Below are 23,693 nucleotides of genomic sequence, written 5' to 3'. Positions count from 1 at the left end.
AAAGAGGAGTGCGGTCTTGCCCACCAAGGCTGAGGAAGCGAAGAAGGCCGACAAGGCCGCCGAGTGGACCGAATGCGACGTAGCCATCCTGGGGTCGGGCCTCGCGGGCTCGATCATGGGAGCGATCCTGGCCCGTCAGGGCGCGAACGTGGTGCTCATCGACGCCGGTCAGCACCCCCGGTTCGCCGTCGGCGAGTCCCAGAACCCGCAGCTCGTCGAGTGGCTGCACATTCTGGCCGTGCGCTACGACGTCCCCGAGATCAAGCACATGCTGGACGTGAAGGCGGTGACCGAGCACATCGGTCCGACGCACGGCCGCAAGCAGAGCTTCGGCTTCGTCACGCACCGGCCGAACCGCGAGCCGGACCCGCACGAGGCGACGATGTTCGTCATCCCGAAGATGCTCACCGAGGCGGTGCACCTCTTCCGCCAGGACACGGACTCGCACTACCTGAACGTTGCCGCCAAGTACGGCTGCACGCTCCGCCAGAACTGGTTCGCCACCGACCTCGACGTCGACGACGACGGCGTCACCATCACCGGCAGGAACGGCGAGGTCTTCCGGGCCAAGTACCTGATCGACGCGAGCGGTTTCCGCTCTCCGCTCGCGCAGAAGTTCGACCTGCGCGAGAACCCGCCCCGGCACAAGCACCACGCGCGCTCACTGTTCACGCACTACGTCGGCATCAAGCCGTACGACGACGTGTGCAACTACCCGGAGGCGCTGCGCCCGCCCGCCGAGTCGCCCTTCCACGGCGGCACCCTGCACCACCTCATCGAGCGGGGCTGGTTCTGGATCATCCCGTTCGACAACTACAAGGACTCCAAGAACCCGGCCTGCAGTGTCGGCCTGACCTTCGACGAGCGGCTGTACCCCAAGCCGAAGGACATGACGCCGGACCAGGAGTTCAACCACTACCTCGACATGTACCCGGCGGTGAAGCGGCAGTTCGAGGGCGCCAAGCGGATCCGCGAGTGGGTCTCCACCGACCGCCTCCAGTACTCCTCCAAGCGCACCATCGGCGCCCGCTGGTGCCTGATGTCGCACGCGGCCGGTTTCATCGACCCGCTGTACTCGCGCGGTCTGTCCAACACCTTCGAGGTCGTCGACGCCCTCGCCTACCGGATCCTGGACGCTCTGCGCGAGAACGACTTCACCGAGGAGCGCTTCGAGTACGTGGAGCGCCTGGAGCAGGGTCTCCTGGAGTACAACGACAAGATCGTCAACAGCTCGTACATCGCCTTCAGCCACTTCCGGCTGTGGAACGCGGTGTTCCGGGTGTGGGCCTGCTTCACCACGCCGGCCACCATGCGTCAGATCATGGCGCGCCAGAACTTCCAGCTCGACGGCGACGACCGGCACTTCAAGGAGATGGAGAAGGCGCCCTACACCGGCCTGTGGTGGCCGGACAGCCACGCCTTCAAGGTCCTCTTCGACACCACCGCCGAGACCTGCGAGCGGTACGAGGCGGGCGAGATCGACGGTGACAAGGCCGCGGACATCGTCTTCGAGGCGATCCGCGACTGCGAGTCCGTCAACACGCCCTTCGGCTGGAAGGGCCCCGAGGACCTCCGGTTCTTCCGGGCCACCACCCCCACGATGATGAAGTTCATGTGGTGGGCCAGCACCTCCGGCCCCAAGGAGATGCGCGACCTCGGCCGCTCGATGCTGGCCGGCGTCGTCAAGCAGGGAGTGCGGGGCCGCAAGGTGTCCTGACCTCGGCCCCATCTCGGAGGCCCCATCTCGGAGGCCCCATCTCGGAGGCCCCATCTCGGAGGCGCGGCCTCGGAGGCCCCATCTCGAAGGCGCGGCCTCGGAGGCACCATCTCGAAGGCCGCGCCCCGGGCCCGCCTTCACAGAGCCACTTCCCCCCGGATCCGGCGCCGGGCCCACCTTCCCCCCGTGGGCCCGGCGCCGGCCCCCTTGCTCCTCCCTTTACGCCTCCCCCCACTGACTTCCGCCTACATCCACCGTTTCCTAGAACCTTGGGACATCCGTGATCACTCGTAGAGCACTGATCGGTGCGGGAACGGCCGCCGTCGGTCTGGCCGTCCTGCCCAACAGCCCCGTCTCCGCGGGCTCGTCCGCCCCCTGGAGCACCCTCGCCGGCAAGCTCCAGGGACAGCTGGTGCTGCCCACCGACTCCGGCTACGGCGTGGCCAAGCAGCTGGAACTCGGCCAGTTCGACTCGGTCAACCCGCAGGCCGTCGCGTACTGCGTCAGCTCCTCCGACGTCTCCGTCGCGCTGCGCTTCGCCCAGGACAACGCACTGCCGTCCGCGGTCCGCAGCGGCGGCCACAGCTTCGGCGGCTACTCGACCACCCCCGGCCTGATCATCGACGTGTCGCGGCTCAACGCGATCACCGTCGGCAGCGGCACCGTCGACATCGGCCCCGGCGCCAAGAACGTCGAGATACTCAACGCGCTCGCCCCGCACGCCCTGGTGGTCAGCGAGGGCGGCTGCCCCACCGTGTCGGCCGGCGGCTTCCTCCAGGGCGGCGGCTTCGGCTTCCTGACCCGCCCGACCGGTATGGCCTGCGACGTGATCACCTCGGCCGAGGTGGTCCTCGCCGACGGCTGTGTGGTGACCGCCTCGCCGACCAGCCACCCCGACCTCTTCTGGGCGATCCGCGGCGGCGGTGGCGGCAACTTCGGCGTCGTCACCCGCTTCACGGTCACCCCGCACGAGGGCGACCAGATGGCCATCAGCAACCTGATCTTCCCGTACGACCGCGCCGCCGACGTGCTGCACGGCGTGGGCCAGTGGCTGGTGGACGCCCCCCGCACCATCGGCGGCGGCGCCTACCTCGTCCAGGCCGACGCGGCGCCCGGCACCGTACCGGCGCTCAACGTCTTCCTCGCCTCCCGCGGCACCCCGGCCGAACTGGCCTCGGAGGCGGCGAGGCTGCTGTCGCTGACCGGCGCGGTGACGGCCCGCCAGGACGCGGTCATGACGTACCAGCAGGTCATGATGATGATCTTCGGTTGCAGCACTCTGACCCAGGACCAGTGCCAGCGCGCCGGGAAGTCGCCGAGTGGGGTGCTCACCCGGCCGGCCTTCGGTCTGGAGCGGACCCGGCTGGGCAGCGCGCCCTACGCGCAGAGCGACTGGGCGAACGTGGTGACGGCCTTCGACGCCGACCGCAAGGCCGGGCAGGCCCGGTACCTCGACTTCCACTTCTTCGGGGGCGCGGCCAACGACCCGGCCCGCACCGACACGGCCTACGTGCACCGTGACTCGCTCTTCTCCGTCAACTACCGGGTCCTGATCAACGACCCGGCCCAGGTCACCGCCGAGACCAAGGCCGTCGCCACGAGCTGGGTCGACCACGGGTTCGACACCATCGACCCGCTGTCCAACGGCGAGACGTACCAGAACTGGATGGACGCGGAGCTGCCGAACTGGCGGCAGTCGTACTACGCCGAGAACTACGCGCGGCTGAAGGTCGTGAAGGCGAAGTACGACCCGTACCGCTACTTCAAGTTCGCCCAGGGCATCGGAGCCTGACGCTTCGTGAACCCGGATGACTCATGAACCCGGATGACTCATGAACCCGGACATCTCATGAACCCGGACATGCGGATGGGCCGCCGGATCGATGTCCGGCGGCCCGCCCGCTCGATCGTCTGCCGCGTCCCCTCGTCAGGGACGACGTCCGTACCAGCCCACCAGTTTGTCGATGTCGGGAGCGTCCTCGTGCACCTCTACCACCGGGCCGAACGGCACCTGGCCGCCGCGGGGTTCCGCGGGGACGGCCCGGTGCATGTTGGCCAGCGGCGCGGCGAGCATCTCCGGGTCCCACTCGGGGCTCTGACCGGTTGCCTTCGCCAGGTCCCAGGCGTGCAGCACGAACTCGTTGGTGTAGATCACCGAGGCGACCACCCCGGGAACCGGGCCCCAGGGCAGGCCGATCTGGCGGCCCAGTACGGCCGGGTCCGACCACACCGCGTCGAACTCCTTCGTCGCCTCCGCCCATGCCCTGGCCCAGTCGCCGTCGGCGACGTCCTGGGCGAAGTGCGGAACGCTCATGAAGGAGCCGCCCGCGCCCATGACGGCGACCCGGCGCAGCACGGACACCACGTGGTTGGCCATGTCACGGACCGAGTAGTCGGGACACGGGGTGACGGTGTCGTACTGCTCGGGGCGCAACGCGGCGAGCGTACGTCCGGTGAGCTCGACGGCCTTGAACAGGCCGCCGCGGGGGTCGGTGGGCGGGTTGGCAGGGGGATTGGTGCTGTCAGCCATGTCTTGAGTCATGTGTTCATCGTCGACGTCAAACAGGTCATCTTGTGGCCTATTACCGAAGCCTCATCAGATCTTGCTGAAAATAGATGTATTGGCTCAAAGCGTTTCAAAATCCCGGATCTCAGATCTCGAAATCTCGGAGGGGGCCGGTTGCTGTGAAGGCTGACCGTCTGGTGGCGACCCTGCTGCTGCTCCAGGCGCGCGGGCGGGTGACCGTGCGCGAGGTGGCCCAGGAACTGGAAGTGTCGGAGCGCACCGCGCGCCGTGACCTGGAGGCCCTCACCACCGCCGGTGTCCCCGTCTACTCGCAGCGCGGCCGGGGCGGCGGCTGGAGCCTGGTCGGTGGCGCCCGCACCGATCTGACCGGTTTCACCTCGCGGGAGATCGGGGCGTTGTTCCTGGCCGCGGGCCCCTTGTCGGCCTCGCCCGAACTGCGAGCCGCGTTAAGGAAGTTGATGCGGGCAGTGCCCGCGCCCATGCGGCCGCACGCCGAGGCGGCCGCCAAGGCCATCCTCATCGACGGTGTCGACTGGTCGCGCACGGCGGGTGGCGGCGGCCCCCACCAGCACACCCTGGAGCGGGCGGTGCTCGACGGCGAACAGGTCCGGCTCGGCTACGCCCATCCCGACCGGGCTCCCGGCGAGCGCACGGTGCACCCGCTCGGCCTGGTCTCGAAGGCCGGCCGCTGGTACCTCGTCGCCGGGACCGAGGAGGGACTGCGCACCTTCCGGCTCAGCAGGGTCACCTCCGCGACCCGGACCGGTGAGCGGGTGCGGCGCCCGGAGGGTTTCGACCTCGCCGCCGCCTGGCGGGAGCTGGCCGCCGAGGTGGAGCAGCGGCTGACCGCGGCGACCGTACGGGCGCGGGCCGACCGCGACGCCCTGCCGGTGCTGCGGCAACTGCTGGGCGGGCGGTTACGGACGGGCGAGGCCCAGATCGACGGCCGGGTCGAGTTCACGGCCGACGGCCCGTCGGTGGAGGTGCTCGCCGCGCAACTGGCCGGTCTCGGCAGCCGCGTCGAGGTGCTCGATCCGCCGGAGGCGCGGGAGTCGCTCGTACGGCTGGGCCGCTCGCTCACCGCGGTGTACGGCGGCCACAAGGAAGAGACCCACTCGGATAGCCACTTTCCTGTAGGTACCTACTATACGGAGGATGTTAGCGTCCCTGTCATGTCCGCCAACCACGGATGACCGGCGGATTTCCCACACCATCCCCCACTCCACCCCCCACTCCATCCCCCACGCCATGCCCCACACCGATGAAGCCAATGACTGCTGATTACTGGTTCGGATTAACGCACTAGGGAGTTGTTCTTGATGATTGTCGTCACCGGAGCCACCGGAAATGTCGGACGTCCGCTGATCGAGGCGCTCGCCGAGGCGGGGGAGCAGGTCGTGGCGGTCTCGCGCCGCCCGCTGCCCTCCCCGACGGAGGGTGTCCGCCACGCCCAGGCCGACCTCGGCAGCGCCGAGAGCATGCGGCCGGTCCTCGAAGGCGCCGACGCCTTCTTCATCCTGCTCGCCGGCGAACTGCTCGGTTACGGGGAGGCCGCGACCGACCTGCTGGCCGCCGCCAGGGACGCCGGCGTCAAGCGGGTCGTCCTGCTCTCCTCGCAGATCAACGCCACCCGTCCCGACTCCGCCTCGCACGGCAGGCTGCGCGAGTTCGAGGAGGCCGTACGCGGCTCGGGCCTCGACTTCACGATTCTGCACGCGGGTGGATTCGCCTCCAACGCCTTCGCCTGGGCCGAGTCGGTCCGTGCCGACCGCACGGTCTTCGCCCCGTTCGGTGACGTGGCCCTGCCGGTCGTCGACCCCGCGGACATCGCCGCGGTCGCCGCGGTCGTCCTGCGCGAGGACGGCCATGCCGGTCGTACGTACGAGGTGACCGGCCCCGAAGCGGTCAGCCCGCGTGCGCAGGCCGAGGTGATCGCCGAGGCCATCGGTGAGGAAGTGACCTTCGTGGAACTGACCCGCGAGGCCGCCCACACCCACATGGCCCAGTTCATGCCCGAGGACGTCATCCCCGGCACCCTGGACATCCTCGGCGCCCCGCTCCCCGCCGAGCAGCGGGTCAGTCCCGATGTGGAGAAGGTCCTGGGCCGCCCGGCCACCCCCTTCTCCGGCTGGGTGAGCCGCAGCCTCCCGGCGTTCAAGTAGCCCGCACGGCTCGCTCGGCCTGCTTGTCCCCCCGGTACCGCCGCCGGATGCCCGCTGCGATCCATCCCCCGCGGCAGTGGGCATCCGGCGGCCCATACGGCCGCACGACGGTACGTGTCACGACAGTACGTATGGTGCGTCGGCTCGTGCGACGCGACGGCCCCGCAGGTCACGAACCTGCGGGGCCGTCGCGTCGTCAGGGGCGCACCGGGGCTTACCCGGCCTTCCCCCGGAGGGGCTACGCGGCGAAGCGCTCGGCGAACTCCTTGGCCTTCGTGGCCGCCTCGTCGACGGCCTTGGCGCGGGAGGCCTCGTAAAGGGGGATCAGGTCGGCCATCGCCGGGTTGTGCGGCGCCATCGTGAGCTCCGGGACGATGACGTGGACGTCCAGGGCGAGGGTGTCCCGCAGGATCGCCTCCAGGTAGTTCTGGACGTACTCGTAACCCTCGCGCGGGGTGCCCGGCGCGTAGGAGCCGCCGCGGCTGGCGACGACCGTGACCGGGGTGCCCTTGACCTTCGAGTCCTCGCTCATGGCGGTACGGCCGATGAGGATCACCTGGTCCAGCCAGGCCTTGAGGGTCGAGGGGATCGTGAAGTTGTACATGGGCGCGCCGATCAGGATCGCGTCCGCCTGCTCCAGCTCCTCTATGAACGTCAGGCGCTCGGCGAAGGCGGCGGCCTGCTCGGGGGTGTGCGCGTCCGCGGGGGCGAAACCGGCGGTGTGGGCGTCGGCCGTGATGTGCGGGACCGGGTTCACGGCGAGGTCGCGGTAGATCACGGTGCCCTGCGGGTGCTGCTCCTCCCAGGCCTTGCGGAACGCGTCCGTGACCGTGCGGGAGGCGGAGGCTGCGCCCGGGAAAACGGACGAGTCGATGTGCAGGAGGGTGGCCATGGGGAATCTCCAGGAGAAGGGGGCGAACTTTTCGTACTGGACTAGAGATAACACAGCTACTTACTTTTTTTCATCCCCCTACGGGAACACAGTACCCTGGACCCATGCCAGAGCCGGGGACTCACGACGCAGGGCCGTGCCAGAGGGTCGACGACGGCATGGCCCGTGTCTTCCAACTGCTCGGGAAGCGCTGGACCGGCCTGGTCGTGGCCGTGCTGCTGCCGCACCCCGCGCACTTCGCCGACCTGCGCAGAGCGATCCCCGGCATCAGCGAACGGATGCTCTCCGACCGCCTCACGGAACTCGGCGCGGCGGGGCTGGTCGTCCGCGAGGTCGACGAGGGCCCTCCGCTGCGGGTCGTGTACGGCCTGACGGAGGCGGGGGCCGCATTGCAGCCCGCGCTCGTGGAACTCGGAACCTGGGCGGAGCAGCACCTGCCGGAGAGTCCGCCGTGCCCGGGCGAACTGCGCAAGTGACCCTGAACCGGGGCTGATTCGGAGGGGCCGGGTTTTCCACAGGCCGGGAGTTGTCCACAGGGTCTGACGCGTTTCAGCCACCGGCGGTACGGTCATCACGAGTTGATGTTCGTGCGTGACGGGGGAGGCAGTCGGTATGACGGATCTTGGTGCAGCGGATCAGGCGCAGCAGGACCAGCGGAGCCGGCCGGGCGGGCAGGACCATCAGGGCGAACAGGACCACCAGAGCGAGCAGGGCCGACAGGCGTCCAGGATCTCCGGGGTCTTCGGAGTGCGCGGATTCGCGGGCCGTCCCGTGCAGGCCGCACCCAAGGAAGAGGGCAAGGCGCTGCGCCGACGGGTGCCGCGCGCCGCGCACGCGGAGCTGACCTTCGACGCCGGCCGCCCGGACGCGGTGACAGCCGTCGAGGAGTCCAACCTCGGCCGGATCCCGGAGCTCACTCCGATACGGGTCGGCAGGATGGCCGCCACTCCCTTCGCCTTCCTGCGTGGTTCGGCGGGCCTCATGGCCTACGACCTCGCGCGCACCCCCACGACCGGCATCGCCGCCCAGATCTGCGGCGACGCCCACGCGGCCAACTTCGGCCTGTACGGAGACGCGCGCGGCGGCCTGGTCATCGATCTGAACGACTTCGACGAGACGGCACACGGCCCCTGGGAGTGGGACCTCAAGCGCCTCGCCACCTCGCTCGTGCTCGCGGGCAGGGAAGCGGGCGCGGACGAGGACGCCTGTCGCAAGGCCGCCCAAGACGCGGTCGGTGCCTACCGACGTACGCTGCGGCTGCTCGCGAAGCTCCCGGTACTGGACGCGTGGAACGCCATCGCGGACGAGGAACTCGTCTCCCACGCCGACGCCCACGACCTGCTCGGCACGCTGGAGCGGGTCATGGAGAAAGCGCGGGCCAACACCAGCGGACGGTTCGCGGCCAAGTCGACCCAGCCGACGGAGGACGGCAGCCACCGCTTCGTGGACGCGCCTCCGGTGCTGCGCCGTGTACCCGACGCGGAGGCGGCGGCGGTCGCGGCCTCGCTGGAGCACTACCTGACCACTGTCTCCGAGGACCGCCTCCCCCTCCTCGCGCGGTACGCGGTGCACGACGTCGCCTTCCGCGTCGTCGGCACGGGCAGCGTCGGCACCCGCTCCTACGTCGTGCTGCTCCTCGACCACCGCGGCGAACCTCTGGTCCTCCAGGTGAAGGAGGCCCGCGCCTCGGCGCTGCTCCCGCACCTGGCGACGGCCGGCCACGCCATACCGGAGGTGCCGCACGAGGGCCGCCGGGTCGTCCTCGGCCAGAAGCGCATGCAGGTCGTCAGCGACATCCTGCTCGGCTGGACCACCGTCGAAGGCCGCCCCTTCCAGGTGCGCCAGTTCCGCAACCGCAAGGGCAGCGTCGACCCCGCCGCCCTCGCCGCCGACCAGGTCGACGACTACGCCCGCATGACCGGCGCCCTTCTCGCCCGCGCCCACACCCACACCGCCGACCCCCGCCTCATCGCCGGGTACTGCGGGAAGAGCGAGGAGCTGGACGAGTCCATCGCCTCGTTCGCCGTGGCCTACGCCGACCGTACGGAGGCGGACCACGCGGAGCTGGTCACGGCGGTCAGGGAAGGGCGGGTGGCGGCGGAGCTCGGGGTGTGAGCCGCCCCGGCCGGGGGAAGGCCGCGAGTCGTACGGGGCCGTGGCCTAGTCTGGTCGGGTGACGACCCCGGAAGCCGAGCACAGCGAGTCCGACCGTACCCAGGCCGAGGATGCCCGGCCCCAGGGCACCGGGGATGCGGATGCCCACGACGAGTCCGCACCGGAGGCGGCGCCCGAGGCGCAGGCGCGGCCCGAGGAGCGGCTCGAGCGGGCCGTGCGGGCGGCCGAGCAGGCGTTGATCGAGTTCGAGATCGCCGTGGAGACCTTCCGCGTCGAGGTCGAGAACTTCTCGCGCCTGCACCACCAGAAGCTCGGCCCGATGTACTCGCGGCTTGACGAGCTGGACGCGCAGATCGCCGAGGCGGTCGCCGCGCGCACCGGGGACGCGGAGGACATACGCAAGGCGGACGAGGCGCGGGCGCGGGTCATGCCGATGCCCGGGGTCGAGGAGCTCTTCCACGGCTGGATGGACTCCGAGGGACTGTTCCCCGAGGCGGTGGCGATGCTGACGGACCAGCCCGTACGCCCCCCGCAGCGCGTGCGCCCCAGTGAGGAGGCCCGTCAGCTCTACCGTGAGCTGGTCCGCAAGGCCCACCCCGATCTGGCTCAGGACGACGACGAGCGCAGGCGGCGCGACGAGTTCATCGCCCGGGTCAACGCCGCGTACAGCCGTGGCGACGAGGCCCTGCTGCGGGAGCTGTCCGAGGAGTGGGCGGCGGGCCCGGTGCCCGAGGAGTGGAAGCCGAGCCGCAGCGAGGAGCTCTACGCCCGCCTCGAGTGGCTCTCCCAGCGCAAGGAACTGCTCGCCCTGGTCGCCCGCGAGCTGGAGGAGAGCGCCATCGGCGCCATGCTCAAGCTGGCACCGGAGGACCCGGACCGGCTGCTGGAAGAGATCGCCGAGCAGCTGCTGGCCCAGGTCGACGAGCGCGAGAAGGAGCTGGCCCGGCTGGTCGGCTAGGGCCTGGCCGGTGGGGCTTCGGGCCGCCTGCGCGGTCGGGTAGCGTCGGGGGCATGAGTTTTGGATCTGGTGTGCCCACGGTCGAGGTCGGGGATCTCGCGGACGGAGACTTCCTGCTGGACGTCCGGGAGGACGACGAGTGGCAGGCGGGCCATGCCGCGGGGGCGCTGCACATCCCCATCAGTGAGTTCGTCGCACGCTACGGCGAGCTGACCGAGGCGGCGCCGCAGGACGGCAGGATCCATGTGATCTGCCGCTCCGGCGGCCGTTCGGCGCAGGTCACGATGTACCTGGTCCAGCAGGGCATCGACGCCGTGAACGTCGACGGTGGCATGCAGGTCTGGGCCGCCGCCGGCCGCCCGGTCGTGGACGACAAGGGCACCCCCGGCTTCGTGCTGTAGCCACCGGCAGGGGTTCACGCCCGCTGGAGCCCACCCGTACGGGTTCACGCCCGCGCCCGCCTTTGCCGAGCGGCGATCATCACGCCGCGCGGCGTCCCACCGCTGCCCGGGGCTCGCCCACGCCCGGAGAGGCGAAGACGCGCCGCGGGCGTGGGGGTTCAGCCCAGGGGATGGGCCGCGAGCAGATCCCCCAGTGCCTCCTCGTGTGCCGCCGCCGGTCCGAGCGACAGTTCAAGCTGCTTGGCCCAGGCGTGGTACCGGTGCAGCGGGTAGTCGACGTCGGCGCCGAACCCCCCGTGCAGATGCTGTGCGGTCTGCACGACCCGCCGTACCCCTTCCGACGCCCAGATCTTGGCGACGGCCACGTCCCCGGAGGCAGGAAGCGCACCCCCCGCCCCCGTACTGATCCGCCACGCGGCCTGCCACAGCGTCGCCTCCATCGCCCGCAGGTCGATATAGCGGTCGGCGGCCTGCACGGCGACGGCCTGGAACGTGGCGACCGGGAACCCGAACTGCTCCCGCTTGCCCGTGTACGCGCTCGTCATACCGAGCACCCGCTCACCGAGCCCGAGCGCCAGCGCGCATGTCCCGGTGGCCAACAGCTCCCGCAGCCACTCCCACGCCCCGTCCGCTTCGATGACATCCCGGGCGGTGATCCGCGCGGACTCCAGACGCAGCTCGCCGAGCCGTTCCCCGGTCGTGGAGATCTGCTCGCCGAGGACGACCCCCTCATGGGCCCGGGGCACCAGCGCGAGGACCGTTTGGCCGCCGCCCGTGTGCGCGGGTACGACGGTGAAGTCGGCGTTCTCCGCCCACGGAACCGCCGTCTGCACCCCGTCCAGCACCCACGCGTCACCGTCCCGCCGTGCGGTCACGGCGAGTTCGGCCGGGTCGTGCCCGGTCCGCCCGTTCGCCGCGACGGTCAGCACGATCTCGCCCCGGCCCGACCGCGCGAGCAGCTCCGTCTTCAGCTCCTCGCCGCCGTACGCCTGTACGGCCACCGCCGCCGCACTGTTCTCCAGCAACGGCACGCGCGCCAGCACCTTCGCCGCCTCGCGCAGCACCAGGCACAGCGCGATCGCGTCGAGGCCGGCCCCGCCGTACTCCGCGGCGAGCAACAGGCTCAACAGATCCGCATCGGCGAGCCTCGCCCACAGCGCCCGGTCGAAGTCGTCGGCGACGGCGCCCGCGGTGACCGCGGGACTGGGCACTCCGTCCGGCGCGACCCCGCCGAACACCGCCTTCGCCGCCTCGACCGCCGCCTGCTGCTCCTCGGTGAAGGTGAAGTCCACGGTCCTGTCCTCCCACGCACCGACCCACCGACCCGGCGGACACCGGATCTGACGGAGCGTCAAGATAGAACAGGTTCTACAAGAAGGGAACGGTTCGCCCGCGGAAGTCCCACCGCCCCGGCGGACCGATCGTTCGGTTTGTTGCGTTACGTCACATCACGTACCGGGGCGGGCGGCCGTAGGGTGTCCACCGCTGTGGATAACCTCGGGGTCGCTGTTGTGTCGCTGTTGTGCGCACTGTGCCGAATGGGGCTGTGCCTGGCGGTCCGGCCTGAGTACCGTTCCCGTGCGCACGCTGCGGTGTGGTGCGCGCAGGTGCCACGGCGCCGCGCGGCCCGGCGGCGGGAATCGGACCGGGATCGGGAATCGGGGCGGAATGGACGAGTACGACGAGGGCTCGAAGGCCCGGCACCTGCCGGACGGCCCTGACGGCTCCTTGCCCGAGGGCCCCGCCTCCGCCGGTTCCACCCCTGACAGCACCCCCTCCACGGACCAGGAACCTGTCCCCCAGGCATCCGCCGCCGATCCCCCCGTCCCCGTCCCCGCCCCCACCGGCATAGCGTCCCTCCCCCTCCGCTCCCAGATCGTCGCCGCCCTCGCCCTCGCGGTCGTCGCGGTCGTCGCCTGTGTGCACCTCGGCATGGTGTTCCTGCACGTCGCGCCCTCGAACACGGTCACCAAGCAGCACGGCCGGGCGATCGACGACTGGATCTACCCGGAGTTCGAGCAGAACTGGAAGCTCTTCGCCCCCAACCCGCTGCAGCAGAACATCGACGTGCAGGTCCGTGCCCAGGTCCGAGGCGCGGACGCTAGCATCACCGAGACCGGCTGGTACGACCTGTCCGCGCTGGACGGCGCGGCGATCGACGGCAATCTGCTGCCGAGCCACACCCAGCAGAACGAACTGCGCCGGGCCTGGGACTTCTACATCGGTACGCACGACAACCAGAACCGCCCGGTGGGCCTGCGCGGCGACCTCTCCCAGCGTTATCTGCGCCGGGTCGTCATGCTGCGTCTCGAGCGTGAGGGGGCCGGCGGCAAAGGCGCCGTCGTCGAAAGCGTCCAGGTCCGTTCCCGTACCACCAACGTGCCGCCCCCGAAATGGAGCGAGGAGCAGGTGTCCGACACGCCCGCCCTGCGCGAGCTGCCGTGGTGGACCGTTCCCGAGGAGGACGTGACGGACGCGCGGACGGAGGCGAGCGCCCGATGAACCGCATCGCAGTGTCGATCTCGCGCGGTATCGCCCGGGTCGCCGACGCGGCCCTCGGCCCGTACCAGACGGCCGTGATCCGCATCGGCTTCGCCGCCACCTGGCTGCTGTTCCTGCTGCGCGAGTTCCCGCACCGCCAGGAGATGTACGGCCCCGACGGACCGTGGAAGTGGGACCTCGCCCAGCGGCTCGTCGCGGACAACCACGCCTTCACTATCCTGATGTGGTCCGACAGCCAGGTGTGGTTCGAGATCGTCTACACCCTGGCCGCCCTCTCCGCTCTCCTGCTGCTGGTGGGATGGCGGACCCGCACGATGTCCGTGCTCTTCATGGTCGGCGTGCTCTCGCTGCAGAACCGCAGCATCTTCATGGGGGACGGCGGCGACAACGTCATCCACCTGATGGCGATCTATCTGGTGTTCACGCGCTGTGGACAGGTGTGGTCGCTGGACGCCCGGCGGGCCCGGCTCGCGCGGGAGGCACGCGCGCGTGGGGACCTCCCGCGGGCCGGGGCCCAGGACCGGGTCGGTCTCGTCCTGTGGGCGGCGCTCGGCCTGCTGCTGGCCGCGGCGACCGGAGCGGGGCGGCTCAGCCCCGGCTGGCTGGTGGTCTTCTGGGGGCTGTGGGCGGTCCAGGCGCTGTGGTGGGCCGTCGGCCGCCTGGCGCGCGCCGCGGAGCCTCGGATCCTGCTCGATGTCATCGCCAACGCCGTGCACAACGCGGCCCTGCTCGTGATCATGGCCGAGGCGTGTCTGATCTACGCGACCGCCGGATGGTACAAGATCCAGGGCTCGCGCTGGCAGGACGGCACCGCCGTCTACTACCCGCTCCACCTGGACTACTTCTCCCCCTGGCCCGCGCTGTCCGACCTGCTGGCCTCACACGGCACGATCGTGATGCTGGTGACCTACGGGACGGTCGCCGTGCAGGTCGCCTTCCCCTTCACTCTGATCAACCGGCGCGTCAAGAACGTCCTGCTGGCCGCCATGATGACCGAGCACGCCGTGATCGCCGTGGTCCTCGGGCTGCCGTTCTTCTCGCTCGCGATGATCGCCGCCGACGCGGTGTTCCTGCCGACGTCGTTCCTGCGGCGCCTCGGGGGATGGGCGGCGCGCGCGCGTGGACGACTGTTCCCGCCCGGCGCCCGCAAGCTGCCGGGCCAGCGCGCCCAGGAGCCGCGCACCCCGGAGCCGGCCGAGGACCCGCACGTAGGCTTCACCGCATGAAGGACCCCGTGAGCGCCTGGCGCCGCCTCGCCGACACCTCCGTCCTGCTCGACGGCTTCCACGCCCTCAAGCACGCCGTGCGCTTCCGGGCCGAGGTCCTGGTGGCGGTCACCGGCGACCGGCAGGCGGCGCTCGCCCTCACCGACGAGCTGGCCCCGGACGTACGGGACACCCTGGACGCTCTCCTGGTGGAGGTCCCGGAGGCCACGTACCGCTCCCTCGTCCCGCGTCCGCACCCGACCGCGGTGGCCGCGTTGGCGGTACGTCCCTCCCGCGAGGCCAATCTGCGGGCGCTGGCCCGCACGCCCCGCACCGCCCCCGTGGTCGTCCTCGACCAGCCACGCAACCTCGGGAACGCCGGTGCCGTGATCCGCCTCGCGGCCGGCTTCGGCGCCACCGGCGTCGTCACGACCGGCACCCTCGACCCCTGGCACCCCACGGTGGTGCGGGGCGGGGCGGGCCTGCACTTCGCGACCGCCGTGGAGCGGCTGACGGTGGCCGAGCTGCCGTCCGGGCCGGTGTTCGCCCTCGACCCGGACGGCGAGGACATCCGGGGACTGAAGCTCCCGGACGACGCCGTGCTCGCGTTCGGCTCCGAGCGCAGTGGCCTCTCCGCCGACCTGCGCGCTCGTGCCGATCACTTGGTGTCGCTCCCGATGCGCCCGCAGGTCTCCAGCTACAACCTGGCGACGAGCGTGGCCATGACCCTGTTCCACTGGAGCGCCCCGCAGGGGCCGTAGGGCCTGTCCGGCGGATCAGGTCCTAACGCCGGACCTCCACCACCCGGAACCGGTTGGCCACGAAGCCCCCGTCGCACAGCGCGGCGTTCGCCGCCGGGTTGCCCCCCGACCCGTGGAAGTCCGAGAACGCCGCCGTCTGGTTGACGTACACGCCGCCCGTCAGATTCAGGGACAGCTGGGCGCACTCCTCCAGACACGCCTCCCGCACGGCCTCCTCGACGACCTCGTCGGTGGTGTACGCCCCGACGGTCATCGCGCCCTTCTCCCGGACGGTCCGGCGCAGCAGCTCCACCGCGTCCCCCGCCGAGTCGACCGCGACCGCGAAGGACACCGGTCCGAAGCACTCGTTCATGTAGGCGGCCTCGTCGTCGGCACCCTCCCAGTACTTCCGCGCGCCGTCGAGCTTGACGATCACCGGGGTGCGGACGACCGCGTCCGGGAACTCCGGGTTGGCGATCTCCCGCGAGGCGAGGGCGACCTCGCCGAGCCCCGCCGCGGCCTCCAGACGCGCCTTGACGTCCGGGTTCACGATCGCGCCCAGCAGCCCGCCTGCACGCGCGTCGTCCCCGAGGAGTCCGTCGACCGACCGGGCGAGGTCGGCGACCACCTCGTCGTACGACTTGGAGCCCTCCTCCGTACGGATGCCGTCGCGGGGGATGAGGAGGTTCTGCGGGGTCGTGCACATCTGGCCGCTGTACAGGGACAAGGAGAAGGCCAGGTTGGACAGCATCCCCTTGTAGTCGTCGGTCGACTCCACGATCACCGTGTTGACGCCGGCCTTCTCCGTGTAGACCTGCGCCTGGCGGGCGTGGGTCTCCAGCCAGTCGCCGAACGCCGTCGACCCGGTGTAGTCGATGATCCGGATCTCGGGGCGCACGGCCAGGGTCTTGGCGATGCCCTCCCCGGGCCGCTCTGCGGCCAGCGCCACCAGGTTCGGGTCGAAGCCCGCCTCGGCGAGCACCTCGCGCGCGACCTGGACGGTGAGCGCGAGCGGCAGCACCGCGCGCGGGTGCGGCTTGACGAGCACGGCGTTGCCGGTGGCCAGGGAGGCGAACAGGCCCGGATAGCCGTTCCACGTCGGGAAGGTGTTGCAGCCGATCATCAGCGCGATGCCGCGCGGCACCGGCGTGAACTGCTTGGTCATCGTGAGCGGGTCGCGCTTGCCCTGGGGCTTGGTCCACTCCGCGGTGTCGGGGGTGCGGACCTGCTCCACATACGCGTACGCCACCGCCTCCAGGCCGCGGTCCTGCGCGTGCGGGCCGCCCGCCTGGAACGCCATCATGAAGGCCTGGCCGCTGGTGTGCATGACCGCGTGCGCGAACTCGTGCGTGCGGTCGGCGATCCGCTTGAGAATCTCCAGACAGACCATCGCGCGCATCTCCGCGCCCGCGTCGCGCCAGGCCCGCTGTCCGGCCCGCATGGCGGGCAGCAGCACGTCGACGTCCGCGTGCGGGTAGGTGACGCCCAGCTCGATGCCGTACGGGGAGATCTCGCCGCCCACCCAGTCGTCGGTGCCGGGCTGGCCGAGGTCGAGGCGACTGCCGAGGAGGGCGTCGAAGGCGGCCTTGCCCTCGGGCATGCTCAGGCTGCCGTTCTCCCCGTAGGCCTTCGGGTGCTCGGGGTGCGGGGACCAGTACGCGCGCGTACGGATCGCTTCCAATGCCTGGTCGAGCGTGGGCCGGTGCTGGGCGGTCAGCTCGTGCGGGGTCAGTTCGGCGGCCATGCGGGACCATCTCCTCGTCTCAAGAACTCTTCGCTGAGCTCATGACCTGGGCAGAAACAGCCGGACAGAGTTAGAGTAACCGAACGATCGGTCGGGACAAGGGGGTCCGCCGCATCTGTGGAAAACCCCGTGCGGGAGGATCGCGCACATGACAGCACTCGACCTCAACAGCCCCGTGGCCGTCGTCGGCACCGGTACCATGGGCCAGGGCATCGCCCAGGTCGCGCTCGTCGCGGGCCACCCCGTGCGGCTCTTCGACACGGTTCCCGGGCGTGCCGACGCGGCGGCCGAAGCGATCGGCGCGCGCCTCGACCGGCTCGTCGAGAAGGACCGGCTCGTCGCCGCCGACCGGGACGCGGCACGCGCCCGGCTGCACCCCGCGCACAGCCTCGCCGAGCTGGCGGACTGCGCGCTCGTCATCGAGGCGGTGCTCGAACAACTCGAGGCGAAACAGCAGCTGTTCCGCGAGCTCGAGGACATCGTCGAGCACGACTGTCTGCTCGCCACCAACACCTCGTCCCTGTCCGTCACGGCCATCGGCGGCGCCCTGCGCAACCCCGGCCGTCTGGTCGGACTGCACTTCTTCAACCCGGCGCCGCTGCTGCCGCTGGTGGAGGTCGTCTCCGGGTACGCGAGCGACTTCTCGTCGGCCACGCGCGCGTACGAGACGGCACGCGCCTGGGGGAAGACGCCGGTCGCCTGCGCCGACACCCCCGGCTTCATCGTCAACCGCATCGCCCGGCCCTTCTACGCCGAGGCCTTCGCGGTGTACGAGGCGCAGGCCGCCGACCCCGCGACGATCGACGCCGTCCTGCGCGAGTCCGGCGGTTTCCGGATGGGGGCCTTCGAGCTGACCGACCTGATCGGCCAGGACGTCAACGAGTCCGTGACGCACTCCGTGTGGCAGTCCTTCTTCCAGGACGTGCGTTTCACGCCCTCGCTCGCCCAGCGGCGGCTCGTCGAGTCCGGTCGGCTCGGCCGCAAGACGGGGCACGGCTGGTACGACCACGGGGCCGACGCCGAGCGTCCCGAGCCGCACACCGCGGAGAAGGCGCAGGCGCCCGCGTACGTCGTCGCCGAGGGCGACCTGGGTCCGGCCTCCGAACTGCTCACGCTGTTTCGCGAGGCGGGAATCCAGGTCCGCGAGGACGAGGAGGACCACGGGACCCGACTGGTGCTGCCCAGCGGCGGCCAGCTGGTCCTCGCCGACGGCCAGACGTCGGTCGAGTTCCGCGACGTCGTCTACTTCGACCTGGCGCTCGACTACCGCCGGGCGACCAGGATCGCCCTTTCGGCCTCCCAGGACACCGCCCCGCAGACCCTCTCCGAGGCCGTCGGTCTCTTCCAGGCGCTGGGCAAGACCGTCAGCGTCATCGGGGACGTGCCCGGCATGATCGTCGCCCGGACCGTGGCGAGGATCGTCGATCTCGCGCACGACGCCGTCGCCAAGGGCGTCGCCACCGAGGAGGACATCGACACCGCGATGCGGCTCGGGGTCAACTACCCCCTGGGCCCCTTCGAATGGAGCCGCAGGCTCGGCCGGAGCTGGGCCTGCTCCCTTCTGGACGACCTGCACCAGCGCGATCCCTCCGGGCGCTACGCGCCCTCTCTCGCGCTCTACCGCCACGCGTACGCCACCGAGAAGCGCGAGGGAACCTCATGACCACCGCCAAGCGTGATACGTACACCCCCGAGAGCCTGCTCTCCGTCGCCGTCCAGGTCTTCAACGAACGCGGCTACGACGGCACCTCCATGGAGCACCTCTCCAAGGCGGCCGGCATCTCCAAGTCGTCGATATACCACCACGTCACGGGCAAGGAGGAGCTGCTGCGCCGCGCCGTCAGCCGGGCCCTGGACGGCCTCTTCGGCATCCTCGACGAGGAGCACGCGCGCGTGGGGCGTGCGGTGGAGCGCCTGGAGTACGTCGTACGGCGCATGGTCGAGGTACTCACCGCGGAACTCCCGTACGTGACCCTGCTGCTGCGCGTGCGCGGTAACACGGGCACCGAGCGCTGGGCCCTGGAGCGGCGCCGCGAGTTCGACCACCAGGTGGCCGAACTCCTGAAGGCCGCGGCCGCCGACGGGGACGTACGCGGCGACATCGAGGTCCGCCTCGCGACCCGCCTGGTCTTCGGAATGATCAACTCGCTCGTCGAGTGGTACCGCCCCGACAGCAGGGGCATGGGCGAACGCGAGGTCGCCGACGCGGTGGCGCAGCTGGTCTTCGGAGGGCTCCGGAACGAGGCGTGACGCTTCGGCCGCCCCCGGCACGGAGGTCACCCCTTGGGCTCGGTCACCCCTTGGGCTCGGTCACCCCTTGGGCTCGGTCACCCCTTGGGCTCGGTCACCCCTCGGGCTCGGTCACCCCTCCGGCTCGGTCACCCCTCCGGCTCCAGGTCCTCCTCCTCGAAGACCAGGAGTGTTCGGGTGCTGAGGACCTCGGGGATGGCCTGGAGGCGGGTGAGGACCAGTTCGCGGAGGGCTCTGTTGTCGGGGGTGTGCACCAGGAGCAGGACATCGAAGTCGCCGCCCACCAGGGCGATGTGGGAGGCGCCGGGCAGCATCCTGAGCTGCTCACGGACCGTGCGCCAGGAGTTCTGCACGATCTTGAGGGTGATGTACGCGGACGTGCCCTGCCCGGCGCGTTCGTGGTCGACGCGCGCCCCGAAGCCGCGGATCACGCCGTCCTCGATGAGCCGGTTGATCCGCGCGTAGGCGTTGGCGCGGGACACATGGACCCGTTCGGCCACGGAGCGTATCGAGGCGCGGCCGTCCGCCTGGAGCATCTGCAGGATGTCCTGATCGATGGCGTCGAGCGGACGGGCGGGTGGCGGGACGGGGCCGGCCTCCGGCGGCTCGGCCATTTGTTCAGGTGCCATGTCCCCCCGCCTCCCTACCATGGACGTACTGCGTCCATCTCAGGCTGTGCAGAACCGTTTGTCCACAGCCTGGCGGTGCCTGTAGCCAAAATGTGCCGACGACCGAACAATCGGTAGGTGAGGCGCCTCACACCCGTGCAGCGCCCAAGCCGCTCCCACGAGGAGGTGCCGTCATGACGGTCATGGAGCAGCGAGGCGCTTACCGGCCCACGCCGCCGCCCGCCTGGCAGCCCCGCACCGACCCCGCGCCGCTGCTGCCCGACGCGCTGCCCCACCGCGTCCTCGGCACCGAAGCCGCCGCGCAGGTCGACCCGGGCCTGCTGCGCCGCCTGTACGCGGAACTGGTGCGCGGCCGTCGCTACAACGCGCAGGCCACCGCCCTCACCAAGCAGGGCCGCCTCGCCGTCTACCCCTCCAGCACCGGCCAGGAGGCCTGCGAGGTCGCCGCCGCACTCGTCCTGGAGGAGCGCGACTGGCTCTTCCCGAGCTACCGCGACACCCTCGCCGCCGTCGCCCGCGGCCTCGACCCCGTCCAGGCCCTCACCCTCCTGCGCGGCGACTGGCACACCGGCTACGACCCCCACGAGCACCGCATCGCACCCCTGTGCACCCCCCTCGCCACCCAGCTCCCGCACGCCGTGGGCCTCGCGCACGCCGCCCGCCTCAAGGGCGACGACGTGGTCGCGCTCGCCCTGGTCGGCGACGGCGGCACCAGCGAGGGCGACTTCCACGAGGCGCTGAACTTCGCGGCGGTCTGGCAGGCCCCGGTCGTCTTCCTCGTCCAGAACAACGGCTTCGCCATCTCCGTCCCGCTCGCCAAGCAGACCGCCGCTCCCTCCCTGGCCCACAAGGCCGTCGGTTACGGAATGCCCGGCCGGCTGGTCGACGGCAACGACGCGGCGGCCGTGCACGAGGTCCTGAGCGACGCCGTGCGCCACGCGCGCGCGGGAGGCGGTCCGACGCTGGTCGAGGCCGTGACGTACCGCATGGAGGCCCACACGAACGCCGACGACGCCACCCGCTACCGCGGCGACTCCGAGGTCGAGACCTGGCGGGCGCACGACCCGATCGCCCTCCTGGAACACGAGTTGACCGAGCGAGGCCTGCTAGACGACGACGGCATACGGGAGGCCCGCGAGGCCGCCGAGACCATGGCCGCCGACCTGCGCGCCCGCATGAACCAGGACCCGGTGCTCGACCCCATGGACCTCTTCGCCCACGTGTACGCCGAGCCCACACCTCAACTGCGTGAGCAGGAGGCGCAGTTGCGCGCCGAGCTCGCGGCCGAGGCCGAGACGGAGGGTACGGCCCGATGACCACTGTCGCGCTCAAACCCGCCACCATGGCGCAGGCCCTCACGCGCGGGCTCCGCGACGCCATGGCCGCCGACCCGACCGTCCACGTCATGGGCGAGGACGTCGGCACCCTGGGCGGCGTCTTCCGTGTCACCGACGGGCTCGCCAAGGAGTTCGGCGAGGATCGCTGCACCGACACCCCGCTCGCCGAGGCGGGCATCCTGGGGACGGCCGTCGGCATGGCCATGTACGGGCTCAGGCCGGTCGTGGAGATGCAGTTCGACGCGTTCGCCTACCCGGCGTTCGAGCAGTTGATCTCCCACGTGGCACGGATGCGCAACCGCACCCGCGGCGCCATGCCGCTCCCGATCACCATCCGTGTCCCGTACGGCGGCGGCATCGGCGGCGTCGAGCACCACAGCGACTCCTCCGAGGCGTACTACATGGCGACCCCCGGGCTCCATGTCGTCACCCCCGCGACCGTCGCCGACGCCTACGGGCTGCTGCGCGCCGCCATCGCCTCCGACGACCCGGTCGTCTTCCTGGAGCCCAAGCGCCTGTACTGGTCCAAGGACTCCTGGAACCCCGACGAGCCACCGGCCGTTGAACCGATAGGCCGCGCGGTGGTGCGACGCCCGGGCCGCAGCGCCACGCTCATCACGTACGGGCCGTCCGTGCCCGTCTGCCTGGAGGCGGCCGAGGCGGCACGGGCCGAGGGCTGGGACCTCGAAGTCGTCGACCTGCGCTCGCTCGTGCCCTTCGACGACGAGACCGTGGCGGCATCGGTACGGCGGACCGGACGCGCGGTCGTCGTGCACGAGGCCGGCGGTTACGGCGGCCCGGGCGGCGAGATCGCGGCCCGCGTCACCGAGCGCTGCTTCCACCACCTGGAGGCGCCGGTGCTGCGCGTCGCCGGTTTCGACATCCCGTATCCGCCGCCGATGCTGGAGCGGCACCACCTGCCCGGCGTCGACCGGATCCTGGACGCCGTGGGGCGTCTGCAATGGGAGGCGGACAGCTGATGGCCCAGGTGCTCGAGTTCAAGCTCCCCGACCTCGGTGAGGGACTCACCGAGGCGGAGATCGTCCGCTGGCTGGTGGAGGTCGGCGACGTCGTAGCCGTCGACCAGCCCGTCGTCGAGGTCGAGACGGCAAAGGCGATGGTCGAGGTCCCCTGCCCCTACGGAGGCGTGGTCACCGCACGCTTCGGCGAGGAGGGCACGGAACTGCCCGTGGGCTCCCCCCTGTTGACCGTCGCGGTCGGCGCGCCGTCCTCCGGCGAAGAGACCGAGGGCTCCGGCAACGTGCTGGTGGGGTACGGCACCGGGGCGCCACCGGCGCGACGCAGAAGGGTACGGCCGCCCGCCGGGGCAACCACTCCGCCCGGGGCGCACGCGCAGACCCGGCCCGCGCACCACTCCGCCGCCGACAACCACCCGGGTGCCCCGGCGCGGGAGCCCAGGCCGGCCCATGAGCACATCGCGACGACGAGCCGCGTCGACGGCCCCGTGCCGGTGATCTCCCCGCTCGTCCGCAGGCTCGCCCGGGAAAACGGCCTGGACCTGCGGACCCTGGTTGGCTCCGGCCCCGACGGGCTGATCCTGCGGTCGGACGTGGAGCACGCGTTGCGCTCGGCCGGCACCCCGGTCCCGGAGCCGGAAACCCCGCTCGCCCCGCGCACCTCCGAATCCGCCCCTGTGGGCCTGGCGCCTGCCACGGCCGGCACCCGCATCCCCCTTCGTGGCATCCGCGGCACGGTCGCCGACAAACTCTCCCGCAGCCGTCGAGAGATCCCCGACGCGACCTGCTGGGTGGACGCCGACGCGACGGAACTCCTGCACGCGCGCAGGGCGATGAACGCCACCGGCGGCCTCAAGATCTCCCTGCTGGCTCTGCTCGCCCGCATCTGCACCGCCGCACTGGCCCGCTACCCGGAGCTCAACTCGACGGTCGACACGGAAGCCCGCGAGATCGTCCGCCTCGACCACGTCCACCTGGGTTTCGCGGCACAGACCGAGCGTGGTCTCGTCGTCCCCGTCGTCCGGGACGCGCACACGCGCGACGCGGAATCGCTGAGCGCGGAGTTCGCCCGGCTGACCGAGGCCGCACGCACCGGCACGCTGACGCCCGCGGACCTCACGGGCGGCACCTTCACGTTGAACAACTACGGGGTGTTCGGCGTCGACGGCTCCACGCCGATCATCAACCACCCCGAGGCAGCCATGCTCGGCGTCGGCCGGATCGTCCCCAAGCCCTGGGTGTACGAGGGCGAGCTGGCCGTGCGCCAGGTCGTCCAGCTCTCGCTCACCTTCGACCACCGGGTGTGCGACGGCGGCACGGCGGGCGGCTTCCTGCGGTATGTGGCGGACTGCGTCGAACAGCCGGCGGTGCTCCTGCGTTCCCTGTGATCGCGGCGGCACGCATACTCGGGGGATGACCGCGTCCGAGCCACCGGGGACCCCCGGCCCCGCCGCCCCGTACGACGCCGTCGTCCTCGCGGGCGGGGGATCTCCAGGCGTACGCCGTTGAGCAGCAGCCGTGCCCGCTTGGTGTCCAC

Annotated in this window: 21 protein-coding genes; 16 read left to right on the top strand and 5 right to left on the bottom strand. The window is 71.1% G+C overall.

The features are described from left to right. Positions 1 to 16 precede the first annotated feature (16 nt). Together ABZ656_RS36125 and ABZ656_RS36120 are read left to right on the top strand one after the other, a co-directional pair. The gene (locus ABZ656_RS36125; RefSeq protein WP_060900219.1) at positions 17 to 1,717 is read left to right on the top strand and encodes an FAD-dependent monooxygenase; all 1,701 of its coding nucleotides are present in this window, start codon (positions 17 to 19) and stop codon (positions 1,715 to 1,717) included. 280 nt (positions 1,718 to 1,997) lie between these two features. Continuing rightward, positions 1,998 to 3,509, top strand: coding sequence for an FAD-binding protein (locus ABZ656_RS36120; RefSeq protein ID WP_360273722.1), 1,512 nt, complete (start codon positions 1,998 to 2,000; stop codon positions 3,507 to 3,509). Between the two features lie 135 nt (positions 3,510 to 3,644). Here ABZ656_RS36120 and ABZ656_RS36115 read toward each other — a convergent pair whose 3' ends face one another. Further along, positions 3,645 to 4,247, bottom strand: a complete 603-nt coding sequence (locus tag ABZ656_RS36115; protein ID WP_101399179.1) for a TIGR03086 family metal-binding protein — start codon at positions 4,245 to 4,247, stop codon at positions 3,645 to 3,647. Positions 4,248 to 4,402: 155 nt separating this feature from the next. On the opposite strand from ABZ656_RS36115, the gene ABZ656_RS36110 reads away from it, so the two are divergent. Both ABZ656_RS36110 and ABZ656_RS36105 read left to right on the top strand, forming a co-directional pair. Continuing rightward, a complete protein-coding gene (locus ABZ656_RS36110; RefSeq protein WP_101399181.1) occupies positions 4,403 to 5,437 on the top strand; it encodes a YafY family protein in 1,035 nt (344 codons plus the stop codon). 126 nt (positions 5,438 to 5,563) lie between these two features. Further along, positions 5,564 to 6,406 carry an NAD(P)H-binding protein gene (locus ABZ656_RS36105; RefSeq protein WP_101403586.1) on the top strand — a complete coding sequence of 281 codons (843 nt, stop codon included), beginning with the start codon at positions 5,564 to 5,566 and terminating at the stop codon, positions 6,404 to 6,406. A gap of 238 nt (positions 6,407 to 6,644) precedes the next feature. Here ABZ656_RS36105 and ABZ656_RS36100 read toward each other — a convergent pair whose 3' ends face one another. Beyond that, on the bottom strand, positions 6,645 to 7,298 hold the full coding sequence (locus ABZ656_RS36100) for an NAD(P)H-dependent oxidoreductase (RefSeq protein WP_101399183.1): 654 nt from the start codon (positions 7,296 to 7,298) through the stop codon (positions 6,645 to 6,647). Positions 7,299 to 7,402: 104 nt separating this feature from the next. On the opposite strand from ABZ656_RS36100, the gene ABZ656_RS36095 reads away from it, so the two are divergent. From ABZ656_RS36095 to ABZ656_RS36080, 4 genes are all read left to right on the top strand, one after another. Continuing rightward, a complete protein-coding gene (locus tag ABZ656_RS36095; RefSeq protein ID WP_360273716.1) occupies positions 7,403 to 7,774 on the top strand; it encodes a helix-turn-helix domain-containing protein in 372 nt (123 codons plus the stop codon). Positions 7,775 to 7,910: 136 nt separating this feature from the next. Beyond that, on the top strand, positions 7,911 to 9,413 hold the full coding sequence (locus tag ABZ656_RS36090) for a DUF2252 domain-containing protein (RefSeq protein WP_168493644.1): 1,503 nt from the start codon (positions 7,911 to 7,913) through the stop codon (positions 9,411 to 9,413). A gap of 58 nt (positions 9,414 to 9,471) precedes the next feature. Then, positions 9,472 to 10,371, top strand: a complete 900-nt coding sequence (locus tag ABZ656_RS36085) for a hypothetical protein (protein ID WP_360273712.1) — start codon at positions 9,472 to 9,474, stop codon at positions 10,369 to 10,371. A gap of 71 nt (positions 10,372 to 10,442) precedes the next feature. Beyond that, entirely contained in the window at positions 10,443 to 10,772 is a 330-nt protein-coding gene (locus tag ABZ656_RS36080) for a rhodanese-like domain-containing protein (RefSeq protein ID WP_101399191.1), read from the top strand. A gap of 158 nt (positions 10,773 to 10,930) precedes the next feature. Here the strand turns inward: ABZ656_RS36080 and ABZ656_RS36075 are convergent, their stop codons facing one another. Continuing rightward, positions 10,931 to 12,064: an acyl-CoA dehydrogenase family protein gene (locus ABZ656_RS36075; RefSeq protein WP_101399193.1), complete on the bottom strand. Its 1,134-nt coding sequence runs from the start codon at positions 12,062 to 12,064 to the stop codon at positions 10,931 to 10,933. A gap of 376 nt (positions 12,065 to 12,440) precedes the next feature. On the opposite strand from ABZ656_RS36075, the gene ABZ656_RS36070 reads away from it, so the two are divergent. The 3 genes from ABZ656_RS36070 to ABZ656_RS36060 are packed head-to-tail and all read left to right on the top strand — an operon-like array spanning position 12,441 to position 15,240. After that, positions 12,441 to 13,274, top strand: coding sequence for a DUF5819 family protein (locus ABZ656_RS36070; protein WP_360273709.1), 834 nt, complete (start codon positions 12,441 to 12,443; stop codon positions 13,272 to 13,274). Then, complete coding sequence (locus ABZ656_RS36065; protein ID WP_101399197.1) at positions 13,271 to 14,500, top strand: HTTM domain-containing protein; 1,230 nt, start codon at positions 13,271 to 13,273, stop codon at positions 14,498 to 14,500. Before ABZ656_RS36070 ends, ABZ656_RS36065 begins: the two co-directional genes overlap by 4 nt. Then, complete coding sequence (locus ABZ656_RS36060) at positions 14,497 to 15,240, top strand: TrmH family RNA methyltransferase (protein WP_101399199.1); 744 nt, start codon at positions 14,497 to 14,499, stop codon at positions 15,238 to 15,240. Before ABZ656_RS36065 ends, ABZ656_RS36060 begins: the two co-directional genes overlap by 4 nt. Before the next feature lie 22 nt (positions 15,241 to 15,262). Here the strand turns inward: ABZ656_RS36060 and paaN are convergent, their stop codons facing one another. Further along, positions 15,263 to 16,963 carry a phenylacetic acid degradation protein PaaN gene (gene paaN / locus ABZ656_RS36055; protein ID WP_101399201.1) on the bottom strand — a complete coding sequence of 567 codons (1,701 nt, stop codon included), beginning with the start codon at positions 16,961 to 16,963 and terminating at the stop codon, positions 15,263 to 15,265. A 148-nt stretch (positions 16,964 to 17,111) separates the two neighbouring features. Here paaN and ABZ656_RS36050 point away from each other — a divergent pair, with 148 nt between their 5' ends. Beyond that, positions 17,112 to 18,626, top strand: a complete 1,515-nt coding sequence (locus ABZ656_RS36050; RefSeq protein ID WP_101399203.1) for a 3-hydroxyacyl-CoA dehydrogenase — start codon at positions 17,112 to 17,114, stop codon at positions 18,624 to 18,626. Then, positions 18,623 to 19,213 carry a TetR/AcrR family transcriptional regulator gene (locus tag ABZ656_RS36045; RefSeq protein WP_067384791.1) on the top strand — a complete coding sequence of 197 codons (591 nt, stop codon included), beginning with the start codon at positions 18,623 to 18,625 and terminating at the stop codon, positions 19,211 to 19,213. The genes ABZ656_RS36050 and ABZ656_RS36045 overlap by 4 nt, the downstream gene beginning before the upstream one ends. Positions 19,214 to 19,341: 128 nt before the next feature. Here the strand turns inward: ABZ656_RS36045 and ABZ656_RS36040 are convergent, their stop codons facing one another. Continuing rightward, positions 19,342 to 19,827: an Lrp/AsnC family transcriptional regulator gene (locus ABZ656_RS36040; RefSeq protein ID WP_101399205.1), complete on the bottom strand. Its 486-nt coding sequence runs from the start codon at positions 19,825 to 19,827 to the stop codon at positions 19,342 to 19,344. A 188-nt stretch (positions 19,828 to 20,015) separates the two neighbouring features. Here ABZ656_RS36040 and pdhA point away from each other — a divergent pair, with 188 nt between their 5' ends. From pdhA to ABZ656_RS36025, 3 genes are read left to right on the top strand one after another with little or no spacing between them, the layout of a single operon-like run. Further along, positions 20,016 to 21,158, top strand: coding sequence for a pyruvate dehydrogenase (acetyl-transferring) E1 component subunit alpha (pdhA, locus tag ABZ656_RS36035; RefSeq protein WP_101399207.1), 1,143 nt, complete (start codon positions 20,016 to 20,018; stop codon positions 21,156 to 21,158). Next, entirely contained in the window at positions 21,155 to 22,159 is a 1,005-nt protein-coding gene (locus tag ABZ656_RS36030) for an alpha-ketoacid dehydrogenase subunit beta (protein WP_101399209.1), read from the top strand. Before pdhA ends, ABZ656_RS36030 begins: the two co-directional genes overlap by 4 nt. Beyond that, the gene (locus ABZ656_RS36025) at positions 22,159 to 23,544 is read left to right on the top strand and encodes a dihydrolipoamide acetyltransferase family protein (RefSeq protein ID WP_360273702.1); all 1,386 of its coding nucleotides are present in this window, start codon (positions 22,159 to 22,161) and stop codon (positions 23,542 to 23,544) included. The genes ABZ656_RS36030 and ABZ656_RS36025 overlap by 1 nt, the downstream gene beginning before the upstream one ends. Positions 23,545 to 23,693 lie beyond the last annotated feature (149 nt).

Source organism: Streptomyces sp. NPDC007095 (assembly GCF_040634475.1).
GTDB lineage: Bacteria > Actinomycetota > Actinomycetes > Streptomycetales > Streptomycetaceae > Streptomyces.
This window is presented reverse-complemented; position numbering and strand designations above follow the sequence as displayed.

What these genes read in the sequence shown, in the direction of transcription:
- ABZ656_RS36105 (WP_101403586.1), top strand. Translation starts at nt 5,564, where the DNA reads ATGATTGTCGTCACCGGAGCCACCGGAAATGTCGGACGTCCGCTGATC.
- ABZ656_RS36090 (WP_168493644.1), top strand. Translation starts at nt 7,911, where the DNA reads ATGACGGATCTTGGTGCAGCGGATCAGGCGCAGCAGGACCAGCGGAGC.
- ABZ656_RS36070 (WP_360273709.1), top strand. Translation starts at nt 12,441, where the DNA reads ATGGACGAGTACGACGAGGGCTCGAAGGCCCGGCACCTGCCGGACGGC.
- pdhA (WP_101399207.1), top strand. Translation starts at nt 20,016, where the DNA reads ATGACGGTCATGGAGCAGCGAGGCGCTTACCGGCCCACGCCGCCGCCC.
- ABZ656_RS36045 (WP_067384791.1), top strand. Translation starts at nt 18,623, where the DNA reads ATGACCACCGCCAAGCGTGATACGTACACCCCCGAGAGCCTGCTCTCC.
- ABZ656_RS36040 (WP_101399205.1), bottom strand. Translation starts at nt 19,827, where the DNA reads ATGGCCGAGCCGCCGGAGGCCGGCCCCGTCCCGCCACCCGCCCGTCCG.
- ABZ656_RS36065 (WP_101399197.1), top strand. Translation starts at nt 13,271, where the DNA reads ATGAACCGCATCGCAGTGTCGATCTCGCGCGGTATCGCCCGGGTCGCC.
- ABZ656_RS36100 (WP_101399183.1), bottom strand. Translation starts at nt 7,298, where the DNA reads ATGGCCACCCTCCTGCACATCGACTCGTCCGTTTTCCCGGGCGCAGCC.
- ABZ656_RS36050 (WP_101399203.1), top strand. Translation starts at nt 17,112, where the DNA reads ATGACAGCACTCGACCTCAACAGCCCCGTGGCCGTCGTCGGCACCGGT.
- ABZ656_RS36025 (WP_360273702.1), top strand. Translation starts at nt 22,159, where the DNA reads ATGGCCCAGGTGCTCGAGTTCAAGCTCCCCGACCTCGGTGAGGGACTC.
- paaN (WP_101399201.1), bottom strand. Translation starts at nt 16,963, where the DNA reads ATGGCCGCCGAACTGACCCCGCACGAGCTGACCGCCCAGCACCGGCCC.
- ABZ656_RS36095 (WP_360273716.1), top strand. Translation starts at nt 7,403, where the DNA reads ATGCCAGAGCCGGGGACTCACGACGCAGGGCCGTGCCAGAGGGTCGAC.
- ABZ656_RS36060 (WP_101399199.1), top strand. Translation starts at nt 14,497, where the DNA reads ATGAAGGACCCCGTGAGCGCCTGGCGCCGCCTCGCCGACACCTCCGTC.
- ABZ656_RS36115 (WP_101399179.1), bottom strand. Translation starts at nt 4,247, where the DNA reads ATGGCTGACAGCACCAATCCCCCTGCCAACCCGCCCACCGACCCCCGC.
- ABZ656_RS36030 (WP_101399209.1), top strand. Translation starts at nt 21,155, where the DNA reads ATGACCACTGTCGCGCTCAAACCCGCCACCATGGCGCAGGCCCTCACG.